General features: G+C 74.2%; 12 protein-coding genes. 10 read left to right on the top strand and 2 right to left on the bottom strand.

Annotation, left to right across the window (positions count from 1 at the left end; all coding sequences use genetic code 11):
* The 7 genes from AB0O19_RS36985 to AB0O19_RS37015 all read left to right on the top strand — a co-directional run.
* On the top strand, positions 1–4455 hold a 4455-nt coding region (locus AB0O19_RS36985), incomplete at its 5' end, for an amino acid adenylation domain-containing protein (protein WP_363626025.1).
* 151 nt (positions 4456–4606) lie between these two features.
* The gene (locus AB0O19_RS36990; protein ID WP_363586159.1) at positions 4607–5653 is read left to right on the top strand and encodes a class I SAM-dependent methyltransferase; all 1047 of its coding nucleotides are present in this window, start codon (positions 4607–4609) and stop codon (positions 5651–5653) included.
* Positions 5653–6660, top strand: coding sequence for an aminotransferase class I/II-fold pyridoxal phosphate-dependent enzyme (locus tag AB0O19_RS36995; protein WP_363626027.1), 1008 nt, complete (start codon positions 5653–5655; stop codon positions 6658–6660). Before AB0O19_RS36990 ends, AB0O19_RS36995 begins: the two co-directional genes overlap by 1 nt.
* 187 nt (positions 6661–6847) lie before the next feature.
* Positions 6848–8164 (top strand): MFS transporter, encoded by a 1317-nt coding sequence (locus AB0O19_RS37000; RefSeq protein WP_363626029.1) that lies wholly within the window; start codon positions 6848–6850, stop codon positions 8162–8164.
* 52 nt (positions 8165–8216) lie between these two features.
* The gene (gene hppD / locus AB0O19_RS37005) at positions 8217–9314 is read left to right on the top strand and encodes a 4-hydroxyphenylpyruvate dioxygenase (protein ID WP_363626031.1); all 1098 of its coding nucleotides are present in this window, start codon (positions 8217–8219) and stop codon (positions 9312–9314) included.
* On the top strand, positions 9311–10483 hold the full coding sequence (locus AB0O19_RS37010; protein ID WP_363626032.1) for an alpha-hydroxy acid oxidase: 1173 nt from the start codon (positions 9311–9313) through the stop codon (positions 10481–10483). Before hppD ends, AB0O19_RS37010 begins: the two co-directional genes overlap by 4 nt.
* Before the next feature lie 65 nt (positions 10484–10548).
* Positions 10549–11778, top strand: a complete 1230-nt coding sequence (locus AB0O19_RS37015) for a PLP-dependent aminotransferase family protein (RefSeq protein ID WP_063351474.1) — start codon at positions 10549–10551, stop codon at positions 11776–11778.
* A gap of 100 nt (positions 11779–11878) precedes the next feature.
* Here the strand turns inward: AB0O19_RS37015 and AB0O19_RS37020 are convergent, their stop codons facing one another.
* Positions 11879–12433, bottom strand: a complete 555-nt coding sequence (locus tag AB0O19_RS37020) for a MarR family transcriptional regulator (protein WP_363626034.1) — start codon at positions 12431–12433, stop codon at positions 11879–11881.
* Between the two features lie 232 nt (positions 12434–12665).
* Between AB0O19_RS37020 and AB0O19_RS37025 the strand changes: the two genes are divergently transcribed.
* The 3 genes from AB0O19_RS37025 (at position 12666) to AB0O19_RS37035 (ending at position 16019) form a co-directional block, all read left to right on the top strand.
* Complete coding sequence (locus tag AB0O19_RS37025; RefSeq protein ID WP_363626036.1) at positions 12666–13865, top strand: cytochrome P450; 1200 nt, start codon at positions 12666–12668, stop codon at positions 13863–13865.
* 40 nt (positions 13866–13905) lie between these two features.
* Positions 13906–14103 (top strand): ferredoxin, encoded by a 198-nt coding sequence (locus AB0O19_RS37030; RefSeq protein WP_363586152.1) that lies wholly within the window; start codon positions 13906–13908, stop codon positions 14101–14103.
* 170 nt (positions 14104–14273) lie between these two features.
* Positions 14274–16019, top strand: coding sequence for a hypothetical protein (locus tag AB0O19_RS37035; RefSeq protein ID WP_363626065.1), 1746 nt, complete (start codon positions 14274–14276; stop codon positions 16017–16019).
* Here the strand turns inward: AB0O19_RS37035 and AB0O19_RS37040 are convergent.
* A complete protein-coding gene (locus AB0O19_RS37040; protein ID WP_363626038.1) occupies positions 16003–18165 on the bottom strand; it encodes a tetratricopeptide repeat protein in 2163 nt (720 codons plus the stop codon). The genes AB0O19_RS37035 and AB0O19_RS37040 overlap by 17 nt on opposite strands.
* Between the last annotated feature and the right edge of the window lie 6 nt (positions 18166–18171).

The following is an 18171-nucleotide window of genomic DNA, read 5'->3' on the forward strand; positions in this document are numbered from 1 at the left end:
GAAGACCAACCCGGCGACAAACGCCTCGTCGTCTACACCACCCTCACCACCACCTCCACCGGCAACGTCACCGGCAACGTCACCCCCGGCGAACTGCGCGCCGCCGTCACCGACACCCTCCCCAGCTACATGCTCCCCGCCGCCGTCGTCATCCTCGACACCCTCCCCGTCACCGCCAACGGCAAAGTCGACCGCCGCGCCCTCCCCGCCCCCGACTACACCGGCACCACCGAAGGCCGCGCCCCCCGCAACACCACCGAACAAACCCTCTGCACACTCTTCGCCGACGTCCTCGGACTCACCACCGTCACCATCGACGACCGCTTCTTCGACCTCGGCGGCCACTCCCTCCTCGCCACCAAACTGGTCAGCCGCATCCGCACCGCCCTCGGGACCGAACTTCCCATCCGGGCCCTGTTCGACGCCCCGACCGTCGCCGCCCTGGCCGCCGTCCTACCCGCCTCCGGCACGGCCCGTCCGGCCCTGCGGCCCGTCGACCGGCCCGAGCGCATCCCGCTCTCCCCGGCACAGCAACGCCTGTGGTTCATCGACCAGTTCGAGGGCCCCAACGCGCTCTACAACACCCCGTGCGCGGTGCGCCTGACCGGCCGGGTCGACGCCCCCGCCCTCCAGGCGGCGCTGACGGACGTCCTCGACCGCCACGAGGTGCTGCGCACCGTCTACCCGACCACCGACGGCCAGCCGCACCAGCTGATCGTCGAGCGTCCCGAACTCCCTCTGCACACCGTGTCGGTGGCCACCGAGGAAGCGCTCCAGGACGCCCTGGCCGAGGCCGGCGGGGAGGTCTTCGACCTCGCCCACGACCTGCCCGTCCGCGCCACGCTGTTCTCCCTCCCGCAGGACGAACACGTCCTGCTCGTCCTGATGCACCACATCGCCACCGACGGCTGGTCCGTCGCCCCGCTCCTGCACGACCTCGCCACCGCCTACGAAGCCCGCCTCGCCGGCACCGCACCGCAGTGGGAGCCGCTGCCGGTGCAGTACGCCGACTACACCCTCTGGCAACACGAACTCCTCGGCACCCCGCAACAACCCACCACCCTGCTCACCGAACAACTCGCCCACTGGCAGCAGGTGCTGTCCGGCCTCCCCGAGGAACTGGCGCTCCCCTACGACCGCCCCCGCCCGACCGCGCCGACCCGTCGGGGTGCAGCGGTGGAACTGCACCTGGACGGCGAACTCCACGGCGCCCTGGTCGAGTTGGCGCAGCAAAGCCGAGCCAGCGTGTTCATGGTGATGCAGGCGGCACTCGCCACCACGCTGGGCCGCCTGGGCGCGGGCACCGACCTGCCGATCGGCACCGTCGTCGCCGGGCGCACCGACGAAGCGCTCGACGACCTGGTCGGCTTCTTCGTCAACACCCTGGTGCTGCGCACCGACACGTCCGGCGACCCGAGCTTCCGGGAGCTGCTGGAGCGCGTCCGGATCGGCACCCTGGACGCCTTCGGGCACCAGGACGTGCCCTTCGAGCGCCTGGTCGAGCTGCTCAACCCGGCGCGCTCGACGGCCCGGCACCCGCTCTGCCAGGTGATGCTGACCTCCGGCGGCGACGCCGGAACGATCCGCCTCGGCGGCCTGCCGGGCCGGGTCGAGGCGCTGGATTCGGACCTCGCCAAGTTCGACCTGACCTTCGCCTTCAGCGAGGCCTTCGACCGCGACGGCGCCCCCGCCGGCCTGGAGCTGACGGTCGAGTACGCCGTCGACCTGTTCGACCGGGCCACGGCGGCGGCGACGGCCGCGCGGTTCGAGCGCGCCCTGCGCGCGGTGCTGGCCGACCCTGACCAGCGGGTGGGCCAGGTGGAGATCCTGGCGCCGGAGGAGCGCCGACAGCTGATCACGGCCTGGAACGACACCGACCACTCCGTCGCCCCCGCCACCTTCCCGGCGCTCTTCCAGGCCCAGGCCGCCGCCCGCCCCGACGCCGTCGCGCTCGCCTTCGGCGCCGAACAGCTCACCTACGCCGAGCTGAACGGACGCGCCAACCGCCTCGCCCGGCTGCTCGCCGCACACGGCGCGGGCCCCGAGCGGTTCGTCGCGATCGCCCTGGAGCGCTCGATCGAGCTCATCGTCGCCCAGCTCGCCGTCCTCAAGGCCGGCGCGGCCTTCCTCCCGCTCGACCCGCGCTACCCGGCCGACCGCATCGCCTACATGCTCGCCGACGCCGCCCCCGTCCTGGTCCTCACCACCGGCACGGTGGCCGCCGGCCTGCCGGCCGACAGCGCCGTCCCGCGCCTGCTGGTCGAGGAGCTCGACACCTCCGGCCACCCGGCGCACGACCTCGCCGACGCCGAAACCGACGCCGAAACCGGCACCGCCACCACCCCCGACGCCGCCGCGTACGTCATCTACACCTCCGGCTCCACCGGCCGCCCCAAGGGCGTCGTCGTCCCCCACACCGGCCTCGCCGCCCTGGTCGAGAGCCAGCGCCGGAGCCTGGCCGTGACCCCGGACAGCCGCTACCTGCTGTTCGCCTCCCCCTCCTTCGACTCCGCCGTCGCCGAGCTCAGCCTGGCCCTGCTCACCGGCGCCCGCGCCGTCCTCGCCGACGCCGACCAGCTGCTGCCCGGCCCCGCCCTGGTCGAACTGATCGCCGAGCAGGGCGTCACCCACGTCACCCTGCCGCCGACCGCCCTGGCCGTCCTGCCCCCCGACGCGCTCGCGCACGTCGAGACCCTGGCCGTCGCCGGGGAGGCCTGCCCGCCCGACCTCGTCGAGCACTGGTCCGCCCGCCTGCGGATGGTCAACGCCTACGGGCCGACGGAGTCCACCGTCTGCGCCAGCATGACCACCCCGCTGTCCGGCCGGATCGCACCGCCGCTGGGCCGGCCCATCCTGAACACCCGGCTGCACGTCCTGGACGCCGCCCTGCAGCCCGTCCCCGCCGGGGTCGTCGGCGAGCTCTACCTCGCGGGCGCCGGCCTGGCCAGGGGCTACCTCAACCGGCCCGGCCTGACCGCCGAGCGCTTCGTCGCCAACCCGTACGGCGCACCCGGCAGCCGGATGTACCGCACCGGTGACCTCGCCCGCCGCCGGGCCGACGGCTCCCTGGAGTACCTCGGCCGCACCGACCACCAGGTCAAGGTCCGCGGGTTCCGCATCGAACCCGGCGAGATCGAGGCCGCCCTCGTCCGCCACCCCTCCCTCGCCCAGGCCTTCGTCCTGGTCCGCGAGGACCGCCCCGGCGACCGGCGCCTGGTCGGCTACGCCGTGGCCCGGCCCGGGCAGACAGTCGACCAGGCCCTCCTGCGGGCCCACGTCGGCGCGACCCTGCCCGACTACATGGTGCCCTCCGCCGTCGTGGCCCTGGACGCCCTCCCCCTCACCGCCAACGGCAAGGTCGACCGCCGCGCCCTCCCCGCCCCCGACACCGCCGCCTGGCCCGGCGCCGGGCGGGCGCCCGGCACGCCGCAGGAGGAGGTGCTCTGCGGGCTGTTCGCCGACGTGCTCGGGCTCGAACGGGTCGGTGTGGACGACAACTTCTTCGAGCTGGGCGGGCACTCGCTGCTGGCCGCCCGGCTCGTCGCGGGGCTGCGGGAGCTGGTCGGCGCGGGCGAGGGGATCGGGGTCCGCACCGTGTTCGAGGCGCCGACCGTCGCCGGGCTCGCCGAGCGGCTCGCCCGGGGGCCGGGCGCCGAGAGCTTCCCCGTCCTGCTGCCGATCCGCACCCGGGGCTCGCGCCCGCCGCTGTTCTGCGTCCACCCGGCCGCGGGCATCAGCTGGGTGTACACGGGGCTGCTGCGCCACCTCGACGCCGAGCAGCCGATCTACGGCCTCCAGGCCCCGGGCCTGGCCGATCCGGGCCACCGCCCCTCCTCCGTCGCGGAGTTGGCGCGCGACTACCTCGCGCAGATCCGCGCCGTCCGCCCCGAGGGCCCGTACGCCCTGCTCGGCTGGTCCTTCGGCGGGGCCGTCGCCCACGCGATCGCCGCGCTGCTGCGCGACCAGGGCGAGGAGGTCCGGCTGCTGGCCCTGCTGGACGCCTATCCGGGCGCCGGCGAGGCCGGGCCCGAGCAGTGGCGGGACGACCCGGAGCAGCTGGCGGTGATCCTCGACTCGCTCGGCCACCCGGCCGGGGAGATCGGCGCCTGGCCCGAGGACGAGGACGGCTACGCCGAGCTGGTCCGGCACGGCGAGGGCCCGCTCGCGGGCCTCAGCGGCGCCGCGGTGGCCCGGGTGGTCGCGGTCTTCCAGGCCAACGCCGAGCTGGCGCACGCGCTCCCGCTGCCCGGCTACGACGGCGACGCGGTGGTCTTCACCGCCGCCAAGGACCGCCCGGCCGACGCCCCCGACCCGGACGGCTGGCGCCCCCACGTGGGCGGCCGGATCGACGTCCACGAGGTGCCGAGCACCCACGGCGCCATGACGGGCCCCGAGGCGCTCGCCGTCATCGGCCCGGTGCTCGCCGCCCGCCTGACCGACCGACCGACCACCTGACCGCCTGACCGACCGGCCGCCCGCCTGACCGACCGGCCGCCGACCGACCTCCTGACCCGCCGACTTTCGCATCCCTTCCGACCGCAGGCCACCGACCTGCACCCACCGCGCGGGCCGCACCCGGCCCGCCCACCGAGAAACGGAAACCACCATGACCACTGCCGCCATCCCCGACACCTGGCGCGGCGTCACCCCGTCGCCGATCACGTCGACCGACGCCTACAACGGCTTCATCGCCGCCAACGTGATCTTCGCGCTGGACCGGATCGGCGTGCTGGAGAAGCTCGGGCGCGGCGAGCCGCTCTCGGCCGTCGAGGCCACCGCCCAGGGCGGTGACACCGCCCGGACCGAGGCCGTCCTGCGCGCCGCCGCCGACTGCGGCTACGTCAAGGCCGACGGCGGCACCTACGTGCCCACCGAGGTGGGCCTCGAAGTCGCCGCCGCGCGCGGCTACTTCACCTGGGCCGTCGGCGGGTACCACGACGTGTTCGGCCGCGCCGGGCACCTGAGCGCGGGGACGCACCGCTACAGCGAGGACGTCCTGCGCGACGAGGCGATGGTCGCCCTCGGCTCCGCCCAGTGCGACCAGTCGCTGTTCGCCGCGCAGCTGACCGACGTGCTCTCCGGCATCGACTTCCGCACCATCGCCGACCTGGGCAGCGGCACCTCCGCCCGGGTGCGCCGGGTGGTCGGACAGCGCGAGGGCACCCGGGGCCTGGGCATCGACATCAGCCGCCCGGCCACCGACATCGCCCGCCGCGACATCGTCACGGCCGGGATGCAGGACCGCGTCACCGCCGTCCGGGCCGACGTCCTGGGCCTGCTCGGCACCCAGATCGACAACGACGCCGAGGCCGCCGAGGTGGCCGAGGTCGACACCGTGATGAGCTTCTTCCTGCTGCACGACCTGCTGGCCGACCCGGCCACCCGCTCCTCGATCTTCACCCGGATGCGGGAGGCCTTCCCGAAGGCCCGCACCTTCGTGCTCGGCGACACCATGCTGCGCGGCCCGGGCGAGTCCCAGAGCGCCCTGCCGGTCTTCTCGGTCGGCTTCGAGCTGGCGCACGCGATGATGGGCGTGCCGCTGCACACCAAGGAGACGTACGAGGAGCTGTTCACCGACGCCGGACTGCGGATCGACCGCGTCGAGGCGCTGGCCACCCCGCACTCCTGGCTCTACGTCCTCCAGGCCGACTGATGGCCGCCGCCGCCAGACACCTGCTGGCGCAGAACGAGCACCCGGGCCCGCCGCTGCCGTCCGTCGTGGCCGCCCTGGCCGCGGCCGCCGGCGACCTGCACCGGTACCCGGACTTCCGCCCGCAGCGGATCGAGGGGATCATCGCCGACTGGCAGGGCGTCCCGGCCGCTCAGGTCGTGGTCGGCCACGGCTCGGCGGGCGTGGCGCTGGACCTCTTCCACGCCGTCGTCGGGCCCGGCGACAACGTGGTGCACTCGGCGCCCTGCTTCGACGCGTACCCGCTGTTCTGCGAGATCGCCCGGGCCGAGGCCCGGGCCGTCCCGCTCGGCCCCGACGCCCGGCACGACCTGGCCGCGATGGCCGATCGGCTGGACGAGCGCACCCGGATCGTCGTGCTGTGCAACCCGCACAACCCGACCGGCACGGTCTACTCCTGGGCGGAGCTGACGGACTTCTTCCGCCTGGTCCCGGCCACGGCGCTGATCCTGCTGGACGAGGCGTACGTCGACTTCGCCCGGGACTGGGCGGCCCCGGCGGTGCCGGACCGGATCGCCGAGTGGCCGAACCTGGTGGTGCTGCGCACCCTCTCCAAGTCGCACGGCATCGCCGCCCTGCGGATCGGCTACGCGCTCGCGGAGGAGTCCGTGGCCCAGCGGGTGCGGGACCACCAGGTCCCGTACGCGGTGAACCGGCTCCAGGAGGCGGGCCTGCTGGCCGCCGTCTCGGCCCAGGACGAGGTGGACCGGCGGATCGCCGAGATCGCCGCCGAGCGGGAGCGCCTGCGGGCCGAACTGCTGCGGCTGGGCTGGACGGTGGCGCCCAGCCTGACCAACTTCCTCTGGGTCGTCGCGCCGGGTGACCAGCTCCCCCTGCGGGCGGAGCTGGAGCGCCGAGGAGTGGCCGTCCGCTACTACCCCGGCCAGGGCATCCGGATCGCCGTCGGTGAGAAGGACGCCAACGACGCGGTGATCGAGGGCTTCACCGCCACCGCGCCCGCCGCTCCCTGACCGCACCCCGCGCCCGCGCATCCCGGCCGTCTCCGCACGTCCCAGCACGTCCCCGCGCACGGCGCGTGAGGGCGCATCGTCCGCGCCCCACGCGCCGAGCAGCCCAGCACCCTCAGCAACCCAGCACCCTCAGCAACCCAGCACGCCCAGCACCCCGAAGCGCCGTCGGCGCAGCGAAGGAACCGTGATGCACCCGCTGTTGGCCCGCCCGGAGTTCCGGCGCTACCTCGCCGGGCAGACCCTGTCCGTCCTCGGCGACAGCGCCCTCTCCATCGCCCTCGGCATCTGGGCCAAGGTGCTGACCGGCAGCAACTCCGCCGCCGGGCTGGTGCTGTTCTGCTTCGCCGCGCCGCTGCTGCTCCTGCCGCTGGGCGGCCTGCTCGCCGACCGGGTCCGGCGCAGACCGCTGCTGGTCGGCGTCAACCTGGTGGTGGCAGTGGGGTTGACGCCCCTGCTGCTCGTCGACGGTCCGGACCGGGTCTGGATCATCTACTGCACGGCCTCGCTCTGCGGTCTCGCCGGGGCCGTGCTGGCCCCGGCGCAGAGCGCCCTGCTGCGCACGATCCTGACGGACCATCAGGATTTCGGCGCGGCAGCCGGGTTCACCCAGAGCGCCCGGGCCGGCACCACGCTGGTCGCGCCGCTGCTCGGCTCGGGCCTCTACAGCTGGCTGGGCGGGCACGCCGTGGCGCTGGCCGACCTCGGCGTGCTGCTGCTGGCGGCCCTGGCCTTCCTCGGCCTGCGGGCGGACGAGCCCAGGCCGGAGCCCTCGGGCCTCCGGTGGCGCACCGAGGTGCTGGCGGGCTTCGCCCACCTGCGCGGTGCGACCGGGCTGCGCCCGCTGGTGGCGGCCACCGCCGTCACGGGCTTCGTGCTGAGCCTGCTCCAGCCGGTGCTGTTCGCGCTGACCCAGCACGGGCTGCACCGCCCGCCGCAGTTCCTCGGCGTGCTGGAGACGACCGAGGCGGTCGGGGCGCTGGGCGGCTCGGTGGTCGGAGGTCTGCTGATCGGCCGGCTCGGGCCGCGCCGGACGGTCATGGCGGGGTCGGTGGTGTTCGGCCTCGGCACGGTACTCCTGCTCGCGCCGTCCCTCCCCGTGGTGGCGGCCGGCCTGGTGATCGCCGGGGCGGGCATCCCGGCCGCCATGGTCGGCCTCGCCACGGCCGCCCAGGCGGCCACGCCGCCCCAGCTGATGGGCCGCGCCCAGGCGGCCGTCAACCTCTCGCTCACCGCCCCGCAGGCCCTCGCGGTCGGCGTCGGCTCCGGGCTGGTGGCCGCCCTGGACTTCCGGGTCGTGCTGGCCGTGATGGTGCTCGGCGCCCTGCTCGCGGCCGCCCACCTGCTCGGCAAGCCCGAGGCCCCGACCGGGCCCGAGGCCCCCGCCGGCACCGAGACCTCCGCCGAGCCCGCGGCCCCCGAAGAGCCCGAGAGCCCCACCGAGCCTCCGGCCGGCTCCGAGAGCCCCACCGAGCCCGGGAGCGCCCCGGACCTCCAGCGCACCTGATCGCCCGATCACCCTCGACACCTCCTCTCCTCCTCACCAGAAAGCTCCTCAGATGACCGACCGCTCCTCGCCCGCCGCCGCCCCGCTCCCCGTCGAACTGGACCACGTCGAGTTCTACCTGTCCGACCTCACCGCCGAGACCGCCCGGCTGACCAGCGAGTACGGCTTCGAGCTGCTCGTCCCGCCCACCGAGCGCGGCGAGGCCGCCGAGCGCTGCCTCTCGGCGCTGGTCGGGCAGGGCACCATCCGGCTGCTGCTCACCCAGCCGCTGGCCGGCGGCCACCCGGCCACCGACTACCTGGCCCGGCACGGCGACGGCGTGGGCGCACTGGCCCTGCGGGTGCCGGACGCCGCCGACGCCTACCGGACGCTGACCGGCCGGGGCGCCGACGGCCTGCGCCCGCCGCAGGCCGCGCACGGCTGCGTCACGGCGGTGGTCGGCGCCTTCGGCGACGTGGTGCACACCCTGATCGAGCGCGGCCCCGAGGCCCCCGCCGACCGGATCCCCGGCCTGCCGGACGCCGCCCCGGTCACCGACGCCGGCACGACGGGGCTGCGCTCCGTCGACCACTTCGCGGTCTGCGTCCCCTCCGGCGAGCTGCGCGAGACCGTCCGCCGGTACTGCGAGGTCTTCGGCTTCCGGATGATCTTCGAGGAGCGGATCGAGGTCGGCGCGCTCGGCATGGACTCGGCGGTCGTGCAGAGCGCCGATCACAGCGTCACGCTCACCCTGATCGAGCCGCTCAGCCCGGACGCGGGCGGCCAGATCGCCTCCTTCCTCGCCGACCACGGCGGCGCCGGGGTGCAGCACGTGGCCTTCTCCTCCGCCGACGCCGTGCACTCCGTCTCCGCGATGGCGGAGCGCGGCGTGCCGTTCCTGCGCACCCCGGGCGCGTACTTCGACGCGCTGCCCGCCCGTCTGACGCCACTGCGGCACTCGCTCGACCAGCTGCGCGCCCTGCACCTGCTGGTCGACCAGGACCACGACGGCCAGCTGTTCCAGATCTTCACCCGCTCCCAGCACCCGCGCGGCACCTTCTTCTTCGAGGTGATCGAGCGCATCCGGGCCCGCACCTTCGGCAGCAACAACGTCCGCGCCCTCTACGAGGCCGTCGAACTCCAGCGCAGCGCCAGCGAAGTGGCCGGATGAGCGCGCCGGCCCTGACCGGGCACCAGCCCTCCCCCACCCCGTCGCCCCCCACCCCGTCGCCCTCCTCCCAGCCGCTCTCCGTCGCCGAGTACGCGGAGCCCGCCCGGGCCGTCCTCGCGCCCGAGGTCTGGGACTGGCTGGAGGGCGGCGCGGAGCGCGAGCGCACCCTCGCCGGCAACCGGGCGGCCTTCGACCAACTGGCCCTCGTGCCCCGAGTGCTGGCCGACGTCTCCGCCTGCGCCACCGCCACCACCCTGGTGCGCAGCCGCGCGACCGTGCCGGTGGCGGTGGCGCCCGTCGCGTACCACCGGCTGTTCCACCCCGAGGGCGAGCTGGCCTCGGCCCGGGCGGCGGCCGCGGCGGGGGTGCCGTTCACCGTCGGCACGCTCAGCAGCGTCGGCTTCGAGGAGCTGGCCGCGACGGGAGCCACGCTCTGGTTCCAGCTGTACTGGCTGCGCGACCGGGGGCGGCTGCTCGACCTGGTCGCGGCGGCCGAGGCGGCGGGCAGCGAATGCCTGGTCGTCACCGCCGACGTGCCGTTCATGGGCCGCCGCCTGCGCGACGCCAAGAACGCCTTCGCGCTGCCCGCGGACGTCCGCGCGGTCCTGCTCGAAGACGGCGCCGCCGGGCGGGCCCACCAGGCGACCACCGCCGTCTCGGCCGTGGCCGCGCACACCGCCGAGCTGCTCTCCCCCGCCGTCACCTGGGCGGATCTCGCCTGGCTGCGCGAGCACACCAGCCTGCCACTGATGGTCAAGGGGGTGCTCGACCCGGCGGACGCGGTGCGGGCCGCCGAACTCGGCGCCGAAGCCGTGGTGGTGTCCAACCACGGCGGCCGCCAGCTCGACCGGGCCGTCCCCTCGATCACCGCGCTGCCCGCCGTCGCCGAGGCGCTGGCCGGCCGCGACTGCCAGGTGCTGCTGGACAGCGGGGTGCGCGGCGGATCGGACGTGCTCACCGCCCTCGCCCTCGGGGCGTCCGGGGTGTTGCTCGGACGCCCGATGATCTGGGGCCTGGCGGCCCGGGGCGAGGCCGGCTGCGCCCACGTGCTCGACCTGCTGGCCGCGGAGCTGCGGCACGCGCTCGGCCTGGCGGGCTGCGCCGACCTGAGCGCGGCCGCCGCGCTGCGCACCACCCCCATGCCCTGCCCCACCTGGAGTGCACCGTGACCACCACCGCCCCACCCCGCGGCCTGCTGCGGGCCGACCTGCACCCCTCCCTCGCCGACCCGGCGATGACCTCGATGAACCTGCTCAACGAGATCTCCATCCGCTACCCGGAGGCGGTCTCCTTCGCCGCGGGCCGCCCGGCGGAGCAGTTCTTCGAACTCGACGCCGTCCACCGCCACCTGGACCGCTACGTCGCCCACCTGCGCGCCGAGCGCGGGCTCTCCGAGGAGGCGGCCCGGCGGCAGGTGCTCCAGTACGGGCGGACCAAGGGGATCATCCACGAGCTGATCGCCACCCACCTCGCGGTGGACGAGGGCATCGAGGTGCCCGCCGAGTCGATCGTGGTGACGGTGGGCTGCCAGGAGGCGATGTTCCTGGTGCTGCGGGCGCTGCGCCGCGGCCCCGAGGACGTGGTGCTCGCCGTCTCGCCCACGTACGTGGGGCTGACCGGCGCGGCGCTGCTCGCCGACCTGCCGGTGCGGCCGGTGGCCGACGGCCCGGACGGCGTGGACCTCGCCGACCTGCGCCGCCAACTGGCCGCCGCCCGGGCCGAGGGGCTGCGCCCGCGCGCCCTCTACCTGGTACCGGACGTCGCCAACCCGAGCGGGGCCAGCCTGCCGCTGGAGCTGCGGCGGGAACTGCTCGCCCTGGCCGCCGAGGAGGACTTCCTCCTGCTGGAGGACAACCCGTACTGCGTCTTCGCCGGCGAGGAGCGGCTGCCCTCGCTCAAGGCCCTGGACACCGAACGGCGGGTCGTCCACCTCGGCTCCTTCGCCAAGACGGCCCTCCCGGGCGCCCGGGTCGGGTACGTGGTGGCGGACCAGCCGGTGGCGGACGGCGCGGGCGGCACCGACCTGCTGGCCGACCTGCTCGGCATGATCAAGAGCATGACCACGGTGAACACCTCACCGATCGCCCAGGCCGTGATCGGCGGGGCGCTGCTCGAACACGGCTACAGCCTGCGGGCCGCCAACACCGAGGTCGCCGCGCTCTACCGGCGCAACCTCGCGCTCGTCCTGGCGGGCCTGGCCCGGCGCTTCCCGCCCGGCAGCGGGGTGAGCTGGAACGAGCCGCGCGGCGGGTTCTTCCTGGTGGTCACGGTGCCGTTCGCGGTGGACGACGCGCTGCTCGAACTCTCGGCCTCGGAGTACGGGGTGATCTGGACCCCGATGTCGCACTTCTACCCGGGCGCGGGCGGGGAGCGGCAACTGCGGCTCTCCGTCAGCCAGGTCGACCCGGACACCGTCGACCGCGGGCTGGACGGACTGGCCGCCCTGATCGCCGCACGGTCCTGATCTCCGTACGGTTTCGATCGCCGCACGGTTTCGATCGCCGTACGGTCCTGACCTCGGAGGGGGCGCCCGCTCCGGCGCCCCCTCCTTGCCGGGCCCCGCGTCAGGGGCAGCGGTTCGGGCCCGGGTCGACGATGCCGACGCTCCCGGGCGCCCGGTCCGCCGGCGTGGCGTCCTCGGACAGCATCTTGATCCGGACCTGCCGCACATACCGGTCCACCAAGTGGCGCAGCACGCTGACCGTGGCGGCGACGTCCGGCGCCGGAATGCCGTCCAGCGCATTGGCCAGACCGGCGATGTTGGCCTGTTTCAGACGGTTGAGCATCGCCCGCCCCTCGGCCGTGAGCGCCACCTGGCGGGCCCGGCGGTCCAGCGCGTCCGGAGTGCGTTCCACCAGTTGCTGGGTCTGCAGCCGGTCGATCTGCCGGGTGACGTGGGATGGCTTGACCATCAGCCGGGCGGCCAGGTCGCCCACGCGGCTGACCTCCTCGGCCTCGGCGAGCGCGCGCAGCAGGTAGACGTCCGAGCGCGCCGCCGTGATGCCGGCCCGCGCCGTCTGGCGCTCGTGCTCCTGCGAGCGGGTCAGCAGGTAGGCCAGCGAGGCCAGCACCTCCTCCAGTTCGGAGGTGGCGGTCGGATTGTCTGTTGCGTCCGGCATGGGGGAACTGTAGCGACCCCGTTCGGGGAGTGGCTCCCCCCTCGACCACTGACCGGTTTCCGGACAGATTCGTTCGCCACCGGATGGGCCCTTTCGCCACCACTGACCGCGAGTTAGCGTGACGGTGAGTTAGTTGCTTAGGGCATGCAATGGTCCCGGGCGCTACCCCACGGCACCGCAGGCCCATCCGCTCGGCGCCACCGGCAAATCCGCTCCGCGAAGGGAGCCCATGATGGCCACCGCCGCTCACAACCCCCGGTTCACCCACCCCGCCGCCCGTGGCGGCTGCCCGTTCGACCCGCCGCCGACCTACCAGCAGGCCCAGCAGGACGAACCGATCAGCCGGATCACCCTCTGGGACGGCGCCCCCAGCTGGCTGGTCACCCGCCACGACGACATCAAGGCCGTGCTCAGCGACGCCCGCTTCAGCTCGGACGCCGCCCGGACCGGCTTCCCGTTCATCAGCGCCGGAGCCCGGCAGCTGAGCACCGGCCAGCGGACCTTCATCCGGATGGACGACCCGGAGCACGCCCACCTGCGCCGGATGCTCACCAGCGAATTCATGATCAAGAAGGTCGAGGCACTGCGCCCCGAGGTCCAGCGCATCGCCGACGAACTGCTCGACGAGCTGACCGCCGGCCGCAACTCCGGCGACCTGGTCCACGAGTTCGCGCTGCCGCTGCCGTCCCTGGTCATCTGCCTGCTGCTCGGCGTCCCCTACCAGGACCACGACTTCTTCCAGGAGTGCAGCCGGGTCCTGCTGCGCCGCGACTCCTCGGCCGAAGAGGTGCAGATCGCCCAGAAGAACCTGGTCGACTACCTGGTCAAGCTCACCGACTCCAAGCGCACCGAGCCCGACGACGGCATCCTCAGCCGCCTGGTCGCCCGCGGCGAACTGAGCACCGAGGAGATCGGCGCCATGGGCCGGCTGCTGCTGGTCGCCGGACACGAGACCACGGCGAACATGACCGCGCTCTCCATCCTGGCCCTGCTGCAGAACCCCACCCAGCTCGCCCACCTGCGCGAGCACCCGGAGTCGGTCGCCGGCGCCGTCGAGGAACTGCTGCGCTACCTCACCATCGTGCACTCCGGCCTGACTCGGGTCGCCACCGAGGACGTCACCGTCGGCGGTGTCCGGATCCGAGCGGGCGAGGGCGTGATCTGCATGATCAGCACCGCGAACCGGGACGAGCAGAAGTTCCCCGACGGCGACGAGCTCGACCTCTCCCGCGACGCGCGCCTCCACCTGGCCTTCGGCTTCGGCGTCCACCAGTGCCTCGGACAGCCCCTGGCCCGGCTGGAACTGCAGATCGCGCTGAACTCCATCCTGCAGCGACTGCCCGAACTGCGCCTGGCCGTACCGTTCGAGGAGATCCGCTTCCGGGGCGACATGCTCATCTACGGCGTCCACGAGCTCCCCCTCGCCTGGTAGCGGCCCCCCGCGTCCGAACCGATCCTCCGAAGGGAAAGCCATGCTCATCCACATCGACCAGGAAAAGTGCTGCGGCGCCGGCCACTGCGTACTCGCCGCCCCCGAGGTCTTCGACCAGCGCGAGGAGGACGGCATCGTCATCCTCCTCGACGCCGCACCCCCCGCCGACCTCCACCAGGCCGTCCAGGACGCCGCCGCGGTCTGTCCGGCCGCGGCCATCCGCCTCGAACACCTCTGATCACCCCCACCCCCCAACCCGCCGCCGGGCGGAGACCCTGACCGCGCGTCGGGTCCGGCCGAACCGACCGGTCCCGACCGAGGCCGATCCTCGACATCCACGCCGTGGAACAATGGACGGACCTCGCGAGGGGAGGCGGCGAGCATCGAAGGAGCGGCGGGTTGGCAGGGCTGGTGACCGACTGGATCCGGGTTCCGGTGGGCGAGGACGCTTCGAGGTGGACCACCCGCGGTGGCTGCCGCCGGGTTCTCCTCGTCGTCCACAACGTGACCTCCGCGACCCGGCTCCTGGACGTCGTTCCGCTGTTCCGCGACGACCTCAGGATCCAACTGCTGGCCGCCTGCACGGGATCGTCCCCCTTCAGCGCAGGAGTCGCCGAGCTGCTGAGCTCCCTCGGGGTTCCGGTACTTCCGTGGGAGCAGGCCAAGCAGACACCCGTCGACCTCGCCCTGTCAGCCAGCTTCGGCGGCGAACTCTCCGTTTTCCAGGGGAAGTTGGTCGTCCTCTCGCACGGAGCCGGATACAATAAAAGGCTTGCGACACCGAACACCGAACACCGAACACCGAACACCGAACACCGAACACCGAACGCGCCGCATGCCCCTGTCTTCGGCCTGGCGCCCGAGTGGCTGCTGTCCGACGGGGTTCCGCTCGCCCGGGCGATGGTGCTCTCCCACCCCGAGCAGCTCGGCCGGCTGCGCGAAGCCTGCCCCGAGGCCGCTCCGACGGCGGTGCTCGGCGGCGACCCCTGCTTCGACCGCATCCTGGCCGCTCTTCCGCACCGGGAACGCCATCGCCGCGCGTTCGGCGTCCGGCCCGGACAGCGGCTCGTCGTGCTCAACTCCACCTGGAACCCGCAGTCGCTCTTCGGTGACGCCGGCACGGACGACCCGCTGCCGTGGCTGCTCGACCGCCTCACCGCCGAACTCCCGGTCGACGACTACCGGGTGGCGGCCGTCCTCCACCCGAACATCTGGCACGGCCACGGCCCCGGCCAGGTCCGCCTCTGGCTGGACCGCGCCGAGCGGGCCGGCCTCACCCTGATCGACCCCCTGGACAGCTGGCGACAGGCGCTGATCGCCGCCGACGCGGTGATCGGGGACTTCGGCTCGGTCAGCTACTACGCCGCGGCACTGGGCACCCCCGTTCTGCTCGGCACGGCCTCCGACGAGGTCCTGGGCGCCACCTCGCCGGTAGCGGCCTTCGTCCGCGAAGCCCCCCGACTCGCCCTGGACTCCCCCCTGCGACCGCAGCTGGACCAGCTCCTGATGGATCATCAATCCATGACTAGTGCCAGCGAATTGACGACCTCGGCGCCCGGCGAGGCGGCCGGCCTGCTGCGTTCGCTCTTCTACGAGGTCATGGGGCTGCCCGAGCCGACAGCGCCGGCTCTCCTGGACCTGCTCCCACTCCCGGACTACCGGCCACCGACCCGAACCGTGCCGCTGCGGGTCCGCACCCGCCCGGGGCCCCGCCCGCACGAAGTCACCGTCGAGCGGGTCGCCGAAGGCCGGTACGGGCCTTCCGGGCCCGGCTCCGATCACCTCGCGGTGCACGAGGACACCCTCGACCAGGGCCTCCTCGGTCTGGCCGACGCGATCCTCCGCTACGGGGAGGCCGACGATCCCCGGATCGGTCCGCCCCGGGAGTGGGCCGCGGCGACGCTCGCCCGCTACCCGAACTGCTCGCTCGCGGCCTTCGTCTCCGGTCCGGACACCTGCGAAGTGCTGCTGCGTGAGTGGGGATTCGTCCGCCTCACCAGTCCCTCGCTCGACCCGGCGGCGGCCGCCTCGGCACTGTTCGCCCGATTGGACGGCGCCGCCGTCCCCCGACCCCTGCGACCCCTGCCGCCGATGGAGCTGACGGTGCGCACCGGCGGCGCGTCCCACCCGGTCCTGGTCAGTCCCGTTCCGTGAGGCACTGCTGCCGCAGGCCCGCCAGGTAGCGCAGATGGGGCTCCGCCTGCTCGCGGTCCAGGATCGCGGCGGCCTCGTCGATCGCGGCCAGCGCCTGATCCGTCGCCGAGGTGTCCGCCCAGGTCTCCGCGAGGTTGGTGAGGGTGCGGGCCGCGTTGTAGTTGTCGCGCAGACGCCGGAATTCGGACAACGCCTCCGTCAGCCAGACCCGGGCCCGCTCGTACTCGGCCAGGCCTCGCAGCGCCCGCCCCCGGTGCCGCTTCAGCAGCGCCCGGGCCCGCGGAACGTCCCCCGCCCGCTCGTGGTCCGGTCCGATCGAGGCGAGCAGTCCGTCGGCCCGCTCGAAGCAGTCGTACGCGGGCTGCCACCGCCACTGCCGAAGCCTCAGCAGCCCGAGCGACTCGACGGCCGTGGCCTGGCCCAGCAGGTGGCCGGCCCGTTCGAACGCCGAGGAGGCGTCGACCAGGCAGCTCTCGGCCTCGGCCAGCAGGTCCAGCTCCATCAGGGCGAACGCCAACTGGGTGTGCATCCGGCCGGCCATCGCCGAGTCCGGGTCATGCGCGACCGCCGCCCGCACGGCGGTTCGCAGCGCCGGCAACAAGGCCTCGTGCCGACCGGCCTTGAGCTGCACCGCCCACGACGCCTCCGCCAGCTCGCACGCCGTGGCCGGCGCGGCCAACTCCTCGGCGGCGAGCACCGCCTCGACCAGGTTGCCCACCTCCGCGACCAGAGCGGCCAACGCCGCACCGGCGTCCGGGTAGTCGCCGGGCCCGAGCTCGCGGTAGAGCGGCCCGACGTGCCAACGCTCCCGCAACGCCGCGTAGTCGGCCCGGACGGCGAAGCGCAGCAGGTGCTCCACGGCACGCGTCACCGCACCCGCGCACGCGGCCAGCCCGTCCACCCGCGCCGCCTGCTCCTCGGCGAACCGGCGCACGGCGGGCCGGTAGCGGTAGCGGCCCTCGGGTGTGGCCTCCACCAGACCGGCCTCGGCGAGCCCGGCCAGCAGGACACCAGCACGCTCAACCGTGGGTCCGCCGGGGCCTGCGACCGCCACGGCCAGCTCGGGACCGACGGCCGGCCACGGCCGCAGGGCACAGAGCCGGAACAGCCGGGCCTCCTCCGGCTCCAACACCTCGTACGACTCCTGCACGGCGGCGCGCACCGGATCACCCGCGTGGGGATCGCCACCACCGTCACCACCACCGCCCCGGCCCCGGCGCTGCTGGGGGATGAACGCCAGCCGGGGAGCCGCGGCGCGCAGGGCGAAAGGCGATCCGCCGCACCGTTCGAGAACACCCGACAGGGCGGGGCCGGCGGCGGAGACGGTCTCCTTCCCCGCGAGGTCCGTGAGCAGCCGCCTGGCGTCCTTGTCGGACAGCGGCCCCACCGGAATCGGAACGGCGTCGAGACCGGTGAGCGGACGCCGGGCCACCACGACCGTGACGACGCCCGGGGCCGCGGTGATCAACGGCCGGACCTGGGCCGCCGACCGGGCGTGGTCCAGCACGACGAGCAGCTGCCGCTCGGCGACCAGCGACCGGAACCGCTCGACCCGGTCCTGCGCGGCCGGCGGAACCCGGTCCGCCGGCATGCCGAGGTGGATCAGGAACTGCCGGAGCACGGCAGCCGCATCGGGTGCGGTGGCCGGCGACCCGCCGGAGAGGTCAGCGTAGAGCTGCCCGTCCGGAAACCGCTTCCGCTGCAGCGCACCCCAGTGAACGGCCGCGGCGCTCACACCCATTCCCTGAGGCCCGTACAGGACACTGACGCGGGGCGTGCCGTCCGCCTTCCGTCCGGCCTCCCTGTCCAACAGCGCCAGCACCTTGCGCCGGTCGGTGAAGAAGCGGTCGGAGGGCGGCAGCAGGGAGGGCGCCGCCAACGGCCCGGACCAGCCCCCGCCCTGGCCGCCCAGCCAGGCACGAAGCGCCCTGGCCTGCGCTGGATCCGACCCCGCCGCATCCAGCAACAGCTGCGCCACAGTGGCCCGTTCGGCGGCGCCGGTCGGCGCCGGCACGTCCCGTCCCGTCACCCGGCGGACGAAGGCACCCGCCGACTCCCAGGCCCACTTACCGGCCTCGTTCGCCACGCTCGCACCCACGGCGCCGAAAACAGCGGCCACCGCCGACAGCGACACCGGCTCGAACACCCCACA

The organism is Kitasatospora sp. NPDC091276, assembly GCF_040684355.1.
Classification (GTDB): domain Bacteria; phylum Actinomycetota; class Actinomycetes; order Streptomycetales; family Streptomycetaceae; genus Kitasatospora.